This window comes from Rhodococcus sp. H-CA8f, from assembly GCF_002501585.1.
GTDB classification, from domain to species: Bacteria; Actinomycetota; Actinomycetes; order Mycobacteriales; family Mycobacteriaceae; genus Rhodococcus_F; species Rhodococcus_F erythropolis.
Genome location: NZ_CP023720.1, coordinates 2,826,187 through 2,842,500, shown reverse-complemented (window position 1 = coordinate 2,842,500; position 16,314 = coordinate 2,826,187). Strand labels below are relative to the sequence as shown.

Sequence of the window (16,314 nt, the reverse complement as noted above, 5' to 3'; positions counted from 1 at the left end):
TTCTGGGCAAGAGCCCGATGTGAGATACGTCATCAGGGTGGTCTCAGCCTAGTGGGACGAAATTTTGCTACTCCGCCGGGGTACCCACGCAGGTGAGGGTTCAGTCTTACTCAGTGCGACGACCCCGGTTTCGCACCGTTGCCTCCCCCAGCTCCGTCGTCCCCGTCAGCCACTGTCGGGTCCTCTCCGGCATCGAGCGCGTCCCACAACATCCGTTGTGTCACAGGCTCGTCCGACGCGGGCGTGTCTCCCTGACCGAGCTTGGCTGCAGCTTCGCGGCGCGCGGCCGGGTTGTCGTACTTCGACGACAACCCGCCTCGCACTGGAGGTTTGCGCATCAGAAGTACTGCTGCGCCGAGCGCCGCCACCGCTCCGAGCAACGCAAGCAAGGCAGGCAGTACCGAAACAGTCGTCGAGAGATCTTCCGGGTGACCGGACAACTCGGCCAACTCCACCGCTCGGTCCGCAGAGGCTCCGGACACCAACAACTGCACCGCCGGAACCGCTACCGCGACGGCGACGAGTGCCACCAACAGTCCGACCACACGAAGCGCCCAACCTCGCACCGCGAACGACGCCGCGATCGCCGCCAGAAGCGCGAGCGCGAGCGGAGTCATCGCCGCCGCCCAGGTGCTGCCGTCGAGGTCCGTCGTCCGCTCCAGCGTCTTGCCGTCGCTCGAGGTCAGATGAACCCACGTCATTCGTGAGCTGCCCCACAGAGCTGCTGCCGACAGTGCAAGCAAAAGCGTCCTCGGCACAGCGGTGCCACGAGAAGCCCTTGTAGGCTGCTCCGCTGCAATCGACTCGTTCTCACTCACTGATCGTCACCTCCGATGGTGCGCAGGGTGTGCGCCGACGCGATGGCGCTCAGCACTGCCATCGCCTTGTTGCGGGCCTCGGTGTCCTCGTAGACCGGATCGGAGTCGGCGACGACGCCGGCGCCCGCCTGGACATATCCGATCCCGTCCTTGATCAATGCCGTTCGGATCGCGATCGCGGTGTCGGCGTCGCCGGCGAAGTCGAGGTAGCCGACGATGCCGCCGTAGATACCCCGCCTGGTGGGCTCGAGTTCTTCGATCAGCTGCATCGCACGCACCTTGGGTGCCCCTGACAGGGTTCCAGCGGGGAAGCATGCGGTGACCGCGTCGAGAGCGTGCTTTCCCTCGGCCAGATGACCGGTGACGGTCGATACGAGATGCATCACGTGGCTGTACCGCTCGATGTGCCGGTAGTCGTGCACCTTCACCGTGCCCGGGCGACAGACACGACCCAGATCGTTTCGCCCCAGATCGACGAGCATGAGGTGCTCGGAGTTTTCCTTCTCGTCGGCGAGGAGGTCCTTCTCGAGCAGGATGTCGTCCTCCTCTGTGGCACCGCGCCATCTGGTTCCAGCGATCGGGTGTGTTGTCGCGACGCCCTCGGCGACGGTGACCAGTGCTTCAGGGCTCGAACCGACGATCGAAAACGCCGTCTCTCCGTCACCGTTCGGCACGTTGAGCAGATACATGTACGGGCTGGGGTTCGACGCGCGCAGCATCCGGTACACGTCGATCGGTGCTGCAGTGCAATCGATCTCGAATCGCTGCGAGAGAACTACCTGGAATGCCTCGCCCGCTTCGATGTCGCCGATCAACTTTTTGACGTCGACACCGAAGCTCTCGGTGGTGCGTTGACGACGGTAGTTCGGAGTCGCTTTCGAGAATGTCGACACCGTCGATTTCGCCGGCGCCGCGAGAGCGCGAGTCATCGCGTCCAACCTGGCGACCGCGTCGTCGTACGCCGTGTCGACACGCTCGTCGGTGCCGTCCCAGTTGACCGCATTGGCGATGAGGGTGATCGCCCCTTCGTGGTGATCGACAGCGGCGATGTCGGCAGCGAGCAGCATGACCATCTCGGGTATCTGCAGGTCGTCGACCGCGGAGTCACCCAATCTCTCGAGGCGCCGCACCGCGTCGTAACCGAGGAACCCGACCATTCCGCCGGTCAGCGGGGGTAGGTCGGGAAGTCGCTCCGAACGAAGTAGTTCGAGGGTGGCACCGAGTGCATCGATCGGGTCACCGCCGGCCGGAGCACCGGCCGGAACATTGCCGTACCAAGCCGCCTCTCCGTCCACGACGGTCAGTGCAGCCGGACTCCCGACGCCGATGAACGACCACCGCGACCACGAACGACCGTTCTCGGCCGACTCGAGCAAGAAGGTGCCTGGACGATTGCCGGCCAACTTCTCGTACGCCGAGAGCGGAGTTTCGGAGTCCGCCAACACTTTCCGAGTGACCGGAACGACCCGGTGCTCAGCTGCGAGGGCACGGAACTGCTCCCGAGTGGTGGTGGAATCGGACGCGTCACCGACGATCGCGGTGTCGGACGACCGTGCGGACATGGAGGTGGGCTCGCCGTGCATGCCTCCATCATCCCAGGCTCCCCCACACGGTCGTCGTGCGCGGGTAACCTCGGCCGAATGAAACCAGGCCAACTCGCCCCCGATTTCTCGCTGCCCGACCAGGACGGAACTCCGCGCTCGCTGACGAGCCTGCTCGCGAACGGCCCCTTGGTCCTCTTCTTCTACCCGGCAGCCTCGACGCCGGTGTGCACCGCCGAGGCGTGCCACTTCCGTGACCTGGGCAGCGAATTCGCCGCGGTGGGCGCTTCGCGGGCAGGTATCAGCACCGATACGGTCGAAGCTCAGTCCACCTTTGCCACCGCACAATCCTTCGACTACCCCCTGCTCGCCGACACCGACGGCAAGGTAGCCGAACAGTTCGGCGTCAAGCGCGGACTCCTGGGCAAGCTGGCTCCGGTCAAACGCTCGACCTTCGTGATCGACACCGACCGCACCGTTCTCAAAGTCATCTCGAGTGAACTTCGCGCCAACACGCACGGCGACCAGGCACTCGAGTTCCTTCGCAATCGAAGCTGACTCACCTGGGCGAAATGATTCTCTGGGCAACCTGATTCTCTAGGCGACCTGAATCGAGCGCTTCGCAAGTCCCATCCAGAATCCGTCGATCACCTGGGTGGGCACCTGCTCCGGATCGGACGACGCACCGAGCGTGACGAACAACGGGGCGAAGTGCTCGATGGTCGGATGCGCGTACGGCATCCCGGGAGCTTGGGCGCGGAAGTCGATCAACGAATCGACGTCTCCGGCAGCGAACCTCTCCCCTGCCCACGCGTCGAATTCCGCCGACCATCCCGGGGCCTGCGCCTCCGGTGACGGATCGCGCAGGAACGGCAGCCCGTGCGTGGTGAATCCGGATCCCACGATCAGTACACCTTGCTCACGGAGTGGCCGCAGGCGTTCTCCGAGATGGAGCAAACGCTCGGGATCGAGGGTTGGCAGCGAAATTTGCAGTACCGGGATGTCTGCGTCCGGGTACATCACCGTGAGCGGCACGTAGGCACCGTGATCGAGTCCTCGATTCGGCTGCTGAACCCCTCGTTCGTTGTCCGGCATCAACGCGGCGACCTGAGCGGCGAGTTCCGGAGCGCCGGGAGAGTTGTACTTCGCGCGGTAGAACCTCTCGGGAAAACCACCGAAGTCGTAGATGAGCGGGGTGCCCGTGGTCGTCGAACCGATCGTCAGCGGTGCTGATTCCCAGTGCGCCGAGACGACGAGGATTGCCGTCGGCCGCGGAAGATCGCCGGCCCACGCCCCCAATTGGTCGACCCACAACGCGCTGTCCACCAGCGGCGGAGCACCGTGGCTGAGATACAGCGCAGGCATGGTTGTGGTGGACATATGGGCTCCTCGGGATAGACATTCGTCATTAAGTTGAAGGTTCAACCTAATATAGGACTCAACACTTGCGTCCCGCAACTATTCCCCGCAATATTCTTCTGGACATGCGTCTGAGACGCTGTACACCAGCACGCTCCGTGCACGAAGAATGCTCGACCCGAAGGAGAAGTCACCGATGAGTGAACCGACCGCGCAGCCCGACGCGCAGTCTCAGACGAAGTGGCTCACAGCCGAGCAGCAGGAAGCCTGGCTGACACTGATCGCTCTCGTGACACGGTTGCCTGCCGCACTCGACACTCAACTGCAACGCGATTCGGCACTCACCCACTTCGAATACTTCGTGCTCGCCGCACTCTCGGACGCCCCCGACCACAAGCTCCAGTTGTCGGTACTGGCCCAGCGCGCGAACGCTTCCCTGTCCCGCCTCTCGCACGTCATCACGAAGATGGAGAAAGCCGGCTGGGTGAAACGGGAAGTCATTCGCGGCAGCCGCGGCTCCAACGCAGTACTCACCGACGAAGGAATGACAAAGGTCGTCGCGGCCGCGCCGCCACACGTCGCCTCGGTTCAAGGTCTCCTCTTCGAGGGCCTCGATGATCGCCAGGTCGCCCAGCTTTCGTCCTTGGGGACTGCAATGCTCAGCCAACTGGACAAGGGAATCGCCGCCGGACTCGGCAAGGCCTGACCCCTTTCCCGACACGAGCGGCCCGATCCTTACGACGGCGGCTTCGTGAGGTCGAGTGCAGCCAGGTGACTGAACAGCATGCTCGCTCCGATCGGGTTTCCACCTCCGGGATACGTAGTCCCGCTGGCCGCTGCCATCGTGTTGCCCGCCGCGTACAACCCGGCAATCGCCGTACCGTCGGCTTTGAGCACCCGCCCGGTTGCGTCGGTACGTAGACCACCTTTGGTCCCGAGGTCGGAGATACCGAAAGCGGCAGCGTGAAACGGTCCTTGGTCGATCGGTACGAGCGGTGAAGCCCCCTCCGAAAAGGCACGGTCGTACGCAGTGTCTCCTCGGCCGAAGTCCGTGTCGACGCCGGTCGCCGCAGACTCGTTGAATCGCTTCACGGTCTGCACCAGTTCCGCTGCGGGAACATCGATCTGGGCGGCGAGGTCTTCGAGCGTCTGGGCACTCTTCCACAACCCCGCATCCACATAGTGCTCCGTCTGTGCCATGGGCACGTTGGGCGCCTTCACCGGCGGCACTGCACCTTCCCTGTTGTCGTAGATCATCCAATACGGTGTGGTTACTTTTCGTGTCCGCATGTGTTCGATGACGGAGCGACCCAAGCGGTCGTACGGCGCAGACTCGTTGACGAATCGACGACCGTTGTCGTCCACGAAGATTCCGCCGGTGAACCACAGCGCAAATGCGGAGCGGCCATCCGGATGGGTGAGCCCCGGCGACCACCAGGCCTCCCCCATGAGGTCGGTATCGGCGCCCACGGCGATAGCCGCCTGATGCGCCTTGCCGAGATTGCCGGGACAACCCATCGTGTCGAGCGCAGAGCCGGGAACACCGAATTCGGCTCGCAGGGTCTCGTTCTGTTCGAATCCGCCCGCGGCCAGAATCACTCCTCTGCGGGCTCGGATGGTTCGACGTCGACCACCTTGTTCGACGACCGCGCCGACGACCGATCCGTCCTCGACGACCAATTCTTCGAGAGTGGTGTTCAGGTGCATGGCGGCGTTGGCGAATGTCGAAAGTGCCAGCAAGAATCGACCGATCAACGACTGCCCGCCGACGAGGTACGCCGGCAACTCTTCTCCCAACCGCTCCGTCGCGAGCGGCGATCGAAGTGAATCACGAAGCACACCAAGCTTCTTAGCGTTCATCGGTTTGGGAACGATGTGTCGACCGCTCGCGCGAGCCTTGGGTTTTTCCCCGAAGTAGTCGGGCCACGGCAGTATCTGGAACTCGAAATTCGAGTCCTCTTCGAGATAGTCGATCAACCCGGCGCCGCCTCGAACGTATGCCTCCTGGACGTCGGCAGGTGTCCGATCACCCACCACCGAACGGTAGTACTCCAGCGCATCTTCGATGGTGTCGTCGTCCCCGCCCCGGCGAAGAACGGCGTTGCACGGGAACCACATTCCGCCGCCGCCCGAGTACGCCGTTGTTCCGCCGTACTTGTCGGTCGCTTCGATCACAATGACGTCGAGGTCTTCGCGTGCTGCCGTGTACGCGCCGGCGAGTCCGCCGCCCGATCCCACAGCGAGTACGTCGCATGTCTCGTCCCACTTCGTCATAATCAGCCTCTCCGATCCTGGGCACATTTCCGAACGTGTTCTAGAAATCGTTCTAACACATGGACTTAGCGATCGCGGGGGATCGAAATTCTGTCCCACCGAGCGGGAGCGAGACATGACGCCGAGCGGGAGCGAGACATGACACCGAGCGGGCAGCGAGACATGACACCGAGCGGGGAGCGAGAACGAGCAGCGATAGCGCACACTTTGCTCGCACGGGTCTGATCCCGTAGTGTCTGGACACATGTCTGGTAAGACCAAGTTCGAGTCCACTCGTCGACGGCTCACACAGCAGCAAGCCGAAACCGTCGATCGATTGACCGCGGCAGCGATCACGGTCCTGCGCGACAAAGGGTTTGCCGATCTGACTGTGCGAATGGTGGCAGCGGAAGCCGGTGTCGCCGCAGCCACGGCATACACCTATTTTTCGTCCAAGAGTCACCTTGTGGCAGAACTGTTCTGGCGCCGACTCGACGCGGTACCTCACGAACCCTCCCCCGAGGCGGAACGAGAAGCGCAGGTCTGCTCGGTCCTTCGAAGCGTCGCACTCCTCGTTTCCGACGAACCGGAGCTGGCCGCGGCCGTGACCACGGCGATGATGGGCAACGATCCCGACGTCGAACACCTTCGGGGACGTATCGGCAAGAACATCCGCGAGCGGCTCATCGAGGCGCTGGGGCCGTCATACGATCCCGACGTACTCGAAGCACTCGAAATCTCCTGGTCCGGAGCGCTTGTCCGAGCCGGCATGGGTTACGAGTCCTATTCGCAGATCGCAGACCGGCTCGAAGTCACTGCCAGGCTGATCATGGCGGGCCGCGACAACCTTCACTAGACGGGGGTCATGGCACTCACCAGCCATGTGCCGTCGACTCGATCGAGTGTCACCTCGACTCGGCTCGACGTCGACGCTGGTGCCGGCCGCGCGATACTCGTCGTGATCTGATCGACGAACAGGAGCAATTCTGCTCGGTCTGCAGCAGCGGAGAGCACTCCGACGTCGACTACTCGCGCCTTCGTGCTGATTCCTTGCTCCTTCGACTGGGGTGCAACGGTTTTCGATCCGAATTCGGCGAAGCCGTCCTGAAATGTTCCACTTGCGCCCTCGGCAGCATGTGCAAGATCCTCGTCCACCGTGTCGCTGTTGTAGGTCAAGAGATTCTCGACGAGCATCGGCGCCACACCGATCACCTCTACACGTGCGGTTTCAGCGGCTGCCGAACGGTGGTGACTCCAGAGCAGAGTCCCGCCGGCTCCCACCAAGATCAGCGCTGCAAACGCCAAGACCACGCGCTTCACGGGACGAACTCCACACTCGACATCAGTACCCGACCGTCGACCTCCTCGACACCGACGCGAAGACGGTAGGTTCGCGCCGAAGATTCTCCCGCCGAATTGCCGACCTGAGCCGATGCCGCGATCAGTACCACCCCCGAGGTTCCGGATTCCGATGCCAGGGCTGCGGTGTCGACACGACCGTCGGAATCGACGGCGAAATCACGGATCGATGCGACGAACGCAGATTCACCGGACTTCAGTTCGTCTGCAAAAGTTCCCGTAGTCAGCGACTTCAGCTCCGCGAGATCCTCGTCGAGCGTGGCAGAGTGAACGTCGATCAGAGCAAGGGTTCCTGCGACAGCACCGTCGACGAACCCTTGACGCTGGGACTCTCGCGCGCGGTCCGATCGAACTGCCAGACAACCGAAGACGACAACGACGCTCAGAGTCGCGAGTGCAATCCAGACCAGGGCAGTGAGTACACCGCGCTTCCCTCCGACCGGATCCAGCACCTCACCTCTCAGCGATTCGTCGGCGTCAGCAACTGTTGCCACGGCTCACCCTCCCCCGGACCGGAGTCAGCCGGAGCCAACTCCGTGTGTTGATAGTCGACTCCGTCAGGCCCGGTGTACAACTCGCCGGGCGCATTGGTCCCCGACGGCACGTACGCTTCGGGGCTCCGGCAGATCTCCGGGCTCGGTGCTCGTTTGCCCGGTACCTCCATGCAGGGAATGTTCCGAGATCCACGAACGGCGAAGACCGAGTTCTGTGGCACTTTGCAGTACAGATCAGCCGGGGTGTCCGGCACACTCGTCTGGGTCGGGTCCCGTCGCTGATCGGCGGGAAGGTAACCGGTCGAGCACGCCGCAGGGTCCTGCGCTTGGAGGTGGAAGTTGACGTTCGCGGCGCCGTCCACCTGCCCGCGTTGTACGACGGTTTCCTGTGCCGCGACCAGTGGCGGCAAGATGACGAGCACCTGTTCCAACCCGGCGTTGTACGTCAAAGCCACCTGAGCGGTGCTGGTGAAATTGGCAAGCAGCACAGGCAAAGTGGGTTTGAGGCCTTGAAACAGCAGGTCGGCTTCAGTCGCGAAGCCCGGTCCGGTCTCGAGGATATTGCGCACGGACCCGTCGGCGACCTCCAACTGTCCACTGAGTTGAGCGACACTGGACGCCCACTGGCGAATCTGATCGCCCGTCACCACCTGTGTCTGCAGGAGCGGATCCAACTGCTGTACGAGCGTCGTAGCCGGCGTTGTGGCAGCGGACATCTGATCGACGAACGAAGTGGTCGAATCCAGCAGACGGGCCAGATCCTCTCCCCTGCCTCCGAAAGCTGCCGCGGACTCGTCGATCACCGATCGCAACTTGTCCTGCGGTACGGATGCGAGCATCGCCTGCGCCTGATCGAGGACCGGTCCGATCTCGGTCGGGATCGTGACAGCGTCGGGGCCGATCACGTCTCCGTCGGCCAGAAAGGGTCCGTCCGCGGTGCTCGGCTGCATGTCGACGTATTGCTCACCGATTGCCGACACGCTTCGCACCGCTACTGTGAGTCCGCTGGAGGGAACGGGAACCGCACTCTCCAAAGATAATTCGGCGCGTACCACTCCCGGAGTGAGACGCACCGACCTGACCTGACCGATGGTGTCGCCGCGATAGGTCACGTTCGCGTTCCGATACAGGCCGCCGGCGTCGGGCAGTTCGACTGTCACCGAATAGCGCCCGATGCCGAGCATGGTCGGAACTCTCAGGTACGAGATAGCCGCTGCGCTCATGCCTATCACCGCCAGGATCGCGAAGATCGTCAATTGCCTTCGCACCAACTTCGTGAGAATCATCGTCCACCGTCCTGGGCGGTCCGCCCGGTGCTACTTGGGTCGGTCCGCCCGGTACTCAGAGGCGCGGTCAAAGGATCGACCAGTATTCCGTTCTCCACCGGAGTTTGCGGCGCCCCGAACGGAGTACCGAAGCCCAGACCTGACTGAAGGCGATTACTCGTGAGGTCGATCAGCGCCCACAAATTGGTGTAATCACCGCGCATTCCGTCGTCGATGGTCGTCTGGGGGAAGGGGAAGGTACTCAGATTGCCCAAATTGTTGATCAGGTCCGGTCCTGTTTCGACCACCTTCTGCAGCGTCGATTCCAAGGCGCTCAAATTGGCTTTCAAATCGTCGCGGGTCCGGTCGACCAGATCGGTCCCGACGTCCCCGAACCTGCCGACCGCATCGAGGGCGGTGGTCAGGTCGACGCGTTGGGCGCTCAGTTCCGCCAAGGCCGGATCAAGGGTCTCCAACGCCTCACCGAGAACGTCTCGCTGAGCCGTGATCTCGCCGGCGAACACGTCTAGATTCTCCATGGTCGTGACTATCGCCTCGCGTTGACGGTCGAGTGTCTCGGTCACGGTGTCCATCTGGCTCAGCAGGTCGCGCGCCGCATCGGTCCGCCCGCCGAGAGCAGTGTTCAGTTCCGTGGTGATGCTGTGAATCTGGGCCAGCCCACCGCCGTTGAGCACCAAGGACAGTGCCGTCAACGCTTCCTCGGTGGTGGGATAGACACTGGCCGATGCAAGGGGAATCACGGATCCCTCCGACAACCGCCCTTCCGGCGCCACCTCGGTGGGCGGCGCGAGCGCGACGTGTTTGGATCCGAGCAGACTGGTTTGGCCGATCTTGGCAGTCGCGTTGGCGGGCAGCGACACCGAACCGTCGAGCGCAACCGTCACCCGTGCGTGCCAGTTGTCGGTCTCGATCGCACTGATACTTCCGACTGTCACATCGTTGACCATGACCGGAGAGTTGGGACTGATCGACGTGACGTCCGGCATCTCGATCACGACCGAGAAACTTCCCTCACCGCGGCCGGCCGCGCCCGGCAGCGACACCGAATTCAGCCCGCTCCATTGACAACCCGTCAGAACGAGCACGGCGCTCGCCGCCACACACATTGTTCCCCACCGGCGGCCAGTCATCGTGATCCTGTCGACGGCATGAGCAAGCCGGTCAGATCAGACGCCACCGGTACCGTCGGAAAACTCAAGGCGCCAGTCGGTTCCAGATCAGGCTCGCTGTACACCAGTTGGTCCGGAAGAGCGCCGAGCGCCCGGGTCGGATTGATGCTCAGGTCCGGGTAGTTCGCCTTGATCGTGTTGAGCAACGGGCCGAGGTATTCGATGCACAAATCCGCGCCCTTCTTCGAGGTGTCGTTGGCCAGGCCGGCGATTCCGCCGCAGATCAAGTCGATCGGGTTGCCGACGTTCTGGAATGCGGGCACACCCACCATCGCTCCTTGGGCCGGCCGGTAGACGTTGTAGTAGTTCGACAACGCTGTCGGAGCCAGATGCAGTACCTTCTCGAGACCTGCGCGCTTGTCGACCAATACCTGGGACACGTCGGCCAACTTCGCGATCTGCTCCGTCAAGCCGGTTCGGTTCTGTTCGACAAACCGCTGTACGTCGACGACGGCGGCGTCCAGATCGGCGAGAGCCGGAGCCAATTGCGTCCGGCTCTCGGCGAGCACACTCGAGACATTTGCCAGCCGTCCTTGGAACTGAACGATCTGTTCGTCGCTTGCGGCGAGTGCGGTCGTGAAGGTCTGCAGGCCGCGGATGGTGCCGAACAGATCGGCTCCGCCTTCGTCGAGTGTGCTCATAGCCTCCGAGAGTTCGGTCACCGAGCGCCCCAGCGCTTCCCCGTTGCCGGCCAGTGCGGATCCGGCACCGTCGAGGAAGTTGGCGGCGGGACCGCGATCGTCCCCGTCGGGACCCAAAGCATCGGCAGCCCGGCCCAGCTGTTCCTTGATCTGGTCCCACTCGACCGGGACGGCTGTTCGGTCGAGCCCGATCTCCGCACCGTCATTCAGTACGTCGGCGCCGTCCGTCACCGCCGGCGTCAACTGCACGAAGCGGGCCGAGACCAGAGACTGGGCAACGATCACCGCTTTCGCGTCCTCGGCGACGGGAACCTCGCGCGCCAATTTCAGTTCGACGCGCATTCGATCTCCCTGTGGGGCGATCTCGGTGACGCGGCCGACGTCGACTCCCACGACACGAACGTCGTCACCGACATACAGACCAGTCGTCGAGGTGAAGTAGGCGGTCACGTTGTAGTAGCGCAGATGTTGCACCGCAAGGTATCCCGACGCGACGACGATCGCCGCGCCGACGACGCTTCCACCGACGACGGCGATTCGACGCCAGTTCACCGGTTTGCGAACTCGTAAGGCACCCATCATCGAACCTCCGGAATCGGTAGCGGCGCAGGTGGTAGCCCGAACATCGCGTTGATCAACGGTTGGGTGTATTGCGCCGGTACCAGGTTCTGGACGTAGGCGTAATAGAAGGGACCGCTGGCCACGGTGTCGCCGAGCGTGCCCACGTACGTACCGAGACCGTCGATTCCCTGAGAAAGGTTGTCCTTGTTGTTCTGCAGAATGCCGACAACCGTGTCGAGTTTGCCGAGGACCGGCTGCAACTGCGCCTCGTTGTCGTGGACGAGTCCGCTCAGCTGGGTCGACAACGCCGAGATGTTCGTGATCACTTCCCCCAGCGCCGCCTGTCGCCGATCCAGTTCTCCCAACAAGGCATTGCCGTCGACGAGTAGCGCGTTGACCTGTGGTCCACGCTCGGCCAGCGTCCCGGCGACGTCGTTTGCATCGGACAGCAAGGTGCGCAACATGTCGTCGCGTCTATTGACGCTGTCGGAGATCCGTGCGACACCGTCCAGCGCCGGCCTCAGGTTCGGCGCACTGTCGGACATCACCTGCCCCACTGCGTCGAGTGATTCGGAGAGCTGGTCGAGATCGATGTCCTCGACCGTCGTGGTGAGGTCACCGAGCACGTCGGGCAGCGAGTACGCCGATCTTGTTCGCTCGACCGGGATCTCGCCGCCGACCGCGATCCTTCCCGTACCGTCCAGATCGAGCGATACCGCTCGCTTGCCGAGCAACGACATCGTGGTGACGGCTGCCGACGTGCTTTCTCCCAATCCGATCGAGCCTTCCAGTGTGAAATCCACGCGCGCGAGTCCGTGCTCGACCTCGATCCGGTCCACCGTTCCGATCTTCACTCCGGCGGCGTTGACTTCGTCTCCCGGCGCGAGACCGCTGGCGTCGGCGAACACCGCGCTGTACCCGACACCCGATTTCAGGAACTGCAGATTCTGATACTGGAGCGATGCCAATACGACGGCGGCCGTGACGACCAATCCCACGACCCCCACGCGTACGGCCTGGCTCTGTGCCATCTCTCTCATCGTGGTGCGCACCTTCCGGTCGTCTGATCCACCAGGTCGACAGTGAGCGGCGTACCGTCGGCACCGTCGACCTTCAGTGCGATTCCGCACAGATAGAAGTTGAAGAACGACCCGTACGAGCCGACTCGGATCAGCTGCTTGTAGTTCGAGGGCATGGACGCGAGAATCCGATCGAGCTCACTCTGTTGCTCGATCAGCGGATTCAGGCTTGCGTCCAGCTTCGACAGGTTTCCCGCGATGTCCGGGCGAACTCCGGCGAGGAGATCGGCGAAGGTGCCTGATGCGGTATTCACGCTCTCGACGGCAGTCCCGATCATCTCCCTGTCCGCCGCGAGCCCGCTGACCAGCTGTTGTAGGTGATCGAGAGTGTCACTGAACTGACCACCGCGGCTGCGCAATTCACTGAGCACACCGTCAAGGTTGCCGATCACTCGACCGATCAGTTGGTCGCGGTCCGCGAGAGTGTTCGTGATCGATCCGGTGTGCGCCAGCACCGATGCCACAGTTCCGGACTGGCCTTGAAACACCTCGAGCAAGGACATCGACAACGCGTTGACCTGCTCCGGGTCCAGGGCTTGAAACAGCGGCTTGAAACCACCGAGTAGCGCATCGAGGTCGAGTGCCGGCGCAGTGCGATCGACGGGAATGCTCTCGCCCTGTGGCTGCGGTTCCGCGATCCCCGGATCGTCGAGCAGTTCGAGGTATCGATTACCCACCAGATCCTGATATCGAACAGCGGCTCTGGTCGATACAGTCACGGTGTCACCCGTATCCACACTGAAACTCACGTGGGCACGGTGATTCCCACCGAATTCGACGGAGCCGACAGAACCGACCGGCACACCCGCGATGCGCACCTTGTCGCCGGCTCTGAGCCCGGAGGCGTTGACGAACTCCGCCGAGTACGACCTCGCGTCGCCACCTCGCATCTGGCCGAACACGAGGATCAGCCCGGCGTTGACGAGGATCATCACCAGAACAAAAATTCCGAACTTGACGGTGTACCCACGAACTTTCATCGGATCTCCGTCCCGAACAGGTAGCTCATCAGATCCGGGACCGTGTTCATCGGTTGCCCACCATTCGACTGACGCTCGGGCGCAAACGGATTCCCCCCGGTATCGGTCACCAGGTACGGAGCATTGACGTTCGGGTCGCGCAGTGGAAGACCCATACACTGCGGGCCACCTGTTGCCGCGACCTTCGGAAGGTCGTCGGGATATCGGTACGGTTCGGTTCCGGCGATCAGACCGATCGACATCTTGATTCCTGGTTGTCCGTTGTAGGCGCCGTCGCCGATCTTCTTGCTCTCCTGCAGTCCGTGGAACATGCAGGGAATCACCGGGGAGTATTCCTCGAGCAGTGCGGTGGTCGGCCGCAGTAACGACAGAACGGTGTCGATACCGTCGGCGTTGGCTCCCAGTACATCTTCTCCGGTGCGGGCGACCCCGATCACGTTGAGCAAGAGGAGATCAAGATTCTGCTGCTCGTCGAGAACAGTGGTTCCCGTCGTCGTGAGCGAGTCGAGGGTGTCCATCAAGTCGAGAACAGCGTCGCGGTAGGTCTGTGTGACGGCTGGTAAATCCGTCAACACATGATCGAGAGCCTCACGTGCAGTGTTGAATTCGAGCAACGAGGAATCTGCTTGTTCGAGTGCGACCCCGAGCCGTTCGCCGCGTCCTTGCAGAGCAGTCGAGAGGGCACCCAATGTCGAATCGAGCTTGCCCGGGTCCACCGTCCGGAGCACGGTGGTGAGTTTCTCGAACACCGTGTTCAGCTCGACAGTCACCCGGGATGCGTCGATCGTCGCCCCGGCGGCAAGTCGCGCGCTGCTCGGCTGCTCCGGCGAGGACAGGCTGACGAACTTCGCGCCGAAGGCCGTGTTCGACGTGATCGCCACATCCACGTTTGACGGAATAGATTCGAGCGCTTCGGGATCGATCGACAACGACAGTTGTGCGGTGGCGTCGTCAGTCGGCGTGATGGACTCCACCGAGCCCACGGTCACCCCGGCCATCTTCACCCGTGCGCCCGGATCCATCACGAGCCCCGCGCGCTCCGCGATCACCGTGATCGGGACGCGAGCGACAAACACCTGGTTGAAAGACGCGACCGACAAAGCGATGACCCCGACGATCGCCGCAGCCAAGCCCAGAGCAGCCAACTTGTAGCCGTATCTGTGCACGCAGTCCCCCTAACCGGACAGATTGAAGTTGCCGGAACCGCCGTAGAGCGCGAGTGAGACGAGCAGGGTCACCGCCACGACGCAGATCAGCGAGAGCCGAACCCCGCGGCCCACTGCAGTTCCCACGCCCGACGGTCCCCCGGACGCGTTGTATCCGTAGTACGTGTGGATCAGCATCACCAGTAGTGCCATCACGAGCACTTGAACGAAGGACCATGCGACGTCGACCGGATCGAGGAACGTCGTGAAATAGTGGTCGTAAAGACCGGAGGACTGACCGAACAGCACGACCGTGGTGAATCGTCCGGCCAGAAATGATCCTACGAGCGCCAGTGAGTACAGCGGCAAGATCGCGATCATCCCTGCGGTGACGCGGGTGCTGACGACGTACGGGACCGAACTGATCGCCATCGATTCGAGGGCGTCGATTTCCTCACTGATGCGCATGGCACCGATCTGCGCGGTCGAACCTGCTCCGATCGTGGCCGACAGGCCGATTCCCGCGATGACCGGCGCAGCGATACGAACGTTGATGAAGGCGGAGAAGAATCCGGTGAGCGCTTCGACTCCGATATTTCCCAGTGAGCTGAAGCCTTGGATCGCAATGGTGCCGCCCGAGGCTAGAGTCAGAAATCCTACGACCGCAACCGTGCCGCCGATCACTGCCAAAGCTCCGGTGCCCATGCTGATCTCGGCTACCAGCCTCAACACTTCTTTCGGGTGTTTGCGAATTGCCCACGGGATGTGAGCGATGGCGCGCGCGAAGAAGACAGCTTGTCGCCCAACATCGTCGATCGAGCGTGACGTTCGAGCCACCCGCGCCCGCGTGCGTCCGAACTTGCCGATTTGTGCCAGCGAATCCGACAGCGTCACTTCGATCACCCCGCCGTCAATCGGATGCCGACCGCGGTGACGATGGTGTTGACGACGAACAACGCCATGAATGCGTACACCACCGTTTCGTTGACGGCCTCCCCCACGCCTTTCGGCCCACCCCGTACCGACAGTCCGCGATAGCAGGCCACCAATCCCGCCAGCATCCCGAACAGTGCAGCTTTGACCATCGACAACGCCACCTCGGGCAGGCCGGTCAGCAACGTGATTCCCTCGACGAAGGCGCCAGGGTTCACGCCCTGGAGAAACACCGAGAAGGCGTAACCGCCGGCGATGCCGATGACGCAGACGAGTCCGTTGAGCAGCAAAGCCACCACGGTCGACGCGACCACACGCGGAATCACCAACCGATTGATCGGATCGATCCCGAGCACCTCCATGGCGTCGATCTCTTCACGAATCGTTCTCGATCCCAGATCGGCGGCGATGGCTGTCGCGCCCGCACCTGCCACGATCAGCACCGTCACCACCGGACCGACCTGAGTCACGGCACCGAGCGCGGCCCCGGCGCCGCTGAGGTCGGCGGCACCGATCTCGCGGAGAAGGATGTTGAGGGTGAAACTCACCAGGACCGTGAACGGCACGGCTACCAACACTGTCGGCACGATCGACACCCGGGCGATCATCCAACTCTGCTCGAGAAACTCCTGCACCTGAAAGCGGGTGCGGAACAAGCCCACTGCGACATCGGCGCCCATCCGGTAGAACTGGCCG

17 protein-coding genes are annotated in these 16,314 nt (G+C 62.8%); 3 read left to right on the top strand and 14 right to left on the bottom strand.

Going from position 1 to position 16,314, the window contains the following annotated elements; all coding sequences use genetic code 11:
- Positions 1 to 110: 110 nt before the first annotated feature.
- Together CPI83_RS13300 and CPI83_RS13295 are read right to left on the bottom strand one after the other, a co-directional pair.
- Positions 111 to 818: a TIGR02234 family membrane protein gene (locus CPI83_RS13300; RefSeq protein WP_019748659.1), complete on the bottom strand. Its 708-nt coding sequence runs from the start codon at positions 816 to 818 to the stop codon at positions 111 to 113.
- On the bottom strand, positions 815 to 2,401 hold the full coding sequence (locus CPI83_RS13295) for an anthranilate synthase component I (RefSeq protein WP_019748660.1): 1,587 nt from the start codon (positions 2,399 to 2,401) through the stop codon (positions 815 to 817). The genes CPI83_RS13300 and CPI83_RS13295 overlap by 4 nt, the downstream gene beginning before the upstream one ends.
- A gap of 57 nt (positions 2,402 to 2,458) precedes the next feature.
- Here CPI83_RS13295 and CPI83_RS13290 point away from each other — a divergent pair, with 57 nt between their 5' ends.
- Entirely contained in the window at positions 2,459 to 2,917 is a 459-nt protein-coding gene (locus CPI83_RS13290) for a peroxiredoxin (protein ID WP_020907928.1), read from the top strand.
- A gap of 39 nt (positions 2,918 to 2,956) precedes the next feature.
- On the opposite strand, the gene CPI83_RS13285 is transcribed toward CPI83_RS13290, so the two are convergent.
- Positions 2,957 to 3,739 carry a class III extradiol ring-cleavage dioxygenase gene (locus tag CPI83_RS13285; RefSeq protein ID WP_097387329.1) on the bottom strand — a complete coding sequence of 261 codons (783 nt, stop codon included), beginning with the start codon at positions 3,737 to 3,739 and terminating at the stop codon, positions 2,957 to 2,959.
- A 175-nt stretch (positions 3,740 to 3,914) separates the two neighbouring features.
- Here CPI83_RS13285 and CPI83_RS13280 point away from each other — a divergent pair, with 175 nt between their 5' ends.
- Positions 3,915 to 4,424 (top strand): MarR family transcriptional regulator, encoded by a 510-nt coding sequence (locus CPI83_RS13280; RefSeq protein ID WP_029538195.1) that lies wholly within the window; start codon positions 3,915 to 3,917, stop codon positions 4,422 to 4,424.
- Positions 4,425 to 4,453: 29 nt separating this feature from the next.
- Here the strand turns inward: CPI83_RS13280 and CPI83_RS13275 are convergent, their stop codons facing one another.
- On the bottom strand, positions 4,454 to 5,992 hold the full coding sequence (locus CPI83_RS13275; protein WP_097387328.1) for an FAD-binding protein: 1,539 nt from the start codon (positions 5,990 to 5,992) through the stop codon (positions 4,454 to 4,456).
- A 244-nt stretch (positions 5,993 to 6,236) separates the two neighbouring features.
- On the opposite strand from CPI83_RS13275, the gene CPI83_RS13270 reads away from it, so the two are divergent.
- A complete protein-coding gene (locus CPI83_RS13270) occupies positions 6,237 to 6,827 on the top strand; it encodes a TetR family transcriptional regulator (protein WP_003943994.1) in 591 nt (196 codons plus the stop codon).
- On the opposite strand, the gene CPI83_RS13265 is transcribed toward CPI83_RS13270, so the two are convergent.
- Genes CPI83_RS13265 through CPI83_RS13220 form a run of 10 tightly spaced genes read right to left on the bottom strand, consistent with a single transcriptional unit; the run spans position 6,824 to position 16,298 of the window.
- Positions 6,824 to 7,291 carry a hypothetical protein gene (locus CPI83_RS13265; protein WP_097387327.1) on the bottom strand — a complete coding sequence of 156 codons (468 nt, stop codon included), beginning with the start codon at positions 7,289 to 7,291 and terminating at the stop codon, positions 6,824 to 6,826. The two genes, CPI83_RS13270 and CPI83_RS13265, sit on opposite strands and share 4 nt — an antisense overlap.
- The gene (locus tag CPI83_RS13260) at positions 7,288 to 7,824 is read right to left on the bottom strand and encodes a hypothetical protein (RefSeq protein WP_232816921.1); all 537 of its coding nucleotides are present in this window, start codon (positions 7,822 to 7,824) and stop codon (positions 7,288 to 7,290) included. The genes CPI83_RS13265 and CPI83_RS13260 overlap by 4 nt, the downstream gene beginning before the upstream one ends.
- The gene (locus CPI83_RS13255; RefSeq protein WP_097387325.1) at positions 7,791 to 9,110 is read right to left on the bottom strand and encodes an MlaD family protein; all 1,320 of its coding nucleotides are present in this window, start codon (positions 9,108 to 9,110) and stop codon (positions 7,791 to 7,793) included. The genes CPI83_RS13260 and CPI83_RS13255 overlap by 34 nt, the downstream gene beginning before the upstream one ends.
- Positions 9,107 to 10,240: an MCE family protein gene (locus tag CPI83_RS13250; protein ID WP_198586350.1), complete on the bottom strand. Its 1,134-nt coding sequence runs from the start codon at positions 10,238 to 10,240 to the stop codon at positions 9,107 to 9,109. The genes CPI83_RS13255 and CPI83_RS13250 overlap by 4 nt, the downstream gene beginning before the upstream one ends.
- Entirely contained in the window at positions 10,237 to 11,502 is a 1,266-nt protein-coding gene (locus CPI83_RS13245) for an MCE family protein (protein WP_232816920.1), read from the bottom strand. The genes CPI83_RS13250 and CPI83_RS13245 overlap by 4 nt, the downstream gene beginning before the upstream one ends.
- The gene (locus CPI83_RS13240) at positions 11,499 to 12,521 is read right to left on the bottom strand and encodes an MCE family protein (protein ID WP_037134411.1); all 1,023 of its coding nucleotides are present in this window, start codon (positions 12,519 to 12,521) and stop codon (positions 11,499 to 11,501) included. Before CPI83_RS13240 ends, CPI83_RS13245 begins: the two co-directional genes overlap by 4 nt.
- Positions 12,518 to 13,540, bottom strand: coding sequence for an MlaD family protein (locus tag CPI83_RS13235; protein ID WP_020907939.1), 1,023 nt, complete (start codon positions 13,538 to 13,540; stop codon positions 12,518 to 12,520). Before CPI83_RS13235 ends, CPI83_RS13240 begins: the two co-directional genes overlap by 4 nt.
- The gene (locus CPI83_RS13230; RefSeq protein ID WP_097387323.1) at positions 13,537 to 14,706 is read right to left on the bottom strand and encodes an MCE family protein; all 1,170 of its coding nucleotides are present in this window, start codon (positions 14,704 to 14,706) and stop codon (positions 13,537 to 13,539) included. The genes CPI83_RS13235 and CPI83_RS13230 overlap by 4 nt, the downstream gene beginning before the upstream one ends.
- 9 nt (positions 14,707 to 14,715) lie before the next feature.
- A complete protein-coding gene (locus tag CPI83_RS13225) occupies positions 14,716 to 15,588 on the bottom strand; it encodes an ABC transporter permease (RefSeq protein ID WP_003944051.1) in 873 nt (290 codons plus the stop codon).
- Positions 15,585 to 16,298, bottom strand: a complete 714-nt coding sequence (locus tag CPI83_RS13220) for an ABC transporter permease (protein ID WP_085989611.1) — start codon at positions 16,296 to 16,298, stop codon at positions 15,585 to 15,587. Before CPI83_RS13220 ends, CPI83_RS13225 begins: the two co-directional genes overlap by 4 nt.
- Positions 16,299 to 16,314 lie beyond the last annotated feature (16 nt).

Coding starts and splice junctions, on each gene's coding strand:
- CPI83_RS13295 (WP_019748660.1), bottom strand. CDS start 2,401: ATGCACGGCGAGCCCACCTCCATGTCCGCACGGTCGTCCGACACCGCG.
- CPI83_RS13290 (WP_020907928.1), top strand. CDS start 2,459: ATGAAACCAGGCCAACTCGCCCCCGATTTCTCGCTGCCCGACCAGGAC.
- CPI83_RS13285 (WP_097387329.1), bottom strand. CDS start 3,739: ATGTCCACCACAACCATGCCTGCGCTGTATCTCAGCCACGGTGCTCCG.
- CPI83_RS13280 (WP_029538195.1), top strand. CDS start 3,915: ATGAGTGAACCGACCGCGCAGCCCGACGCGCAGTCTCAGACGAAGTGG.
- CPI83_RS13275 (WP_097387328.1), bottom strand. CDS start 5,992: ATGACGAAGTGGGACGAGACATGCGACGTACTCGCTGTGGGATCGGGC.
- CPI83_RS13270 (WP_003943994.1), top strand. CDS start 6,237: ATGTCTGGTAAGACCAAGTTCGAGTCCACTCGTCGACGGCTCACACAG.
- CPI83_RS13255 (WP_097387325.1), bottom strand. CDS start 9,110: ATGATTCTCACGAAGTTGGTGCGAAGGCAATTGACGATCTTCGCGATC.
- CPI83_RS13250 (WP_198586350.1), bottom strand. CDS start 10,240: ATGACTGGCCGCCGGTGGGGAACAATGTGTGTGGCGGCGAGCGCCGTG.
- CPI83_RS13245 (WP_232816920.1), bottom strand. CDS start 11,502: ATGATGGGTGCCTTACGAGTTCGCAAACCGGTGAACTGGCGTCGAATC.
- CPI83_RS13240 (WP_037134411.1), bottom strand. CDS start 12,521: ATGAGAGAGATGGCACAGAGCCAGGCCGTACGCGTGGGGGTCGTGGGA.
- CPI83_RS13235 (WP_020907939.1), bottom strand. CDS start 13,540: ATGAAAGTTCGTGGGTACACCGTCAAGTTCGGAATTTTTGTTCTGGTG.
- CPI83_RS13220 (WP_085989611.1), bottom strand. CDS start 16,298: ATGGGCGCCGATGTCGCAGTGGGCTTGTTCCGCACCCGCTTTCAGGTG.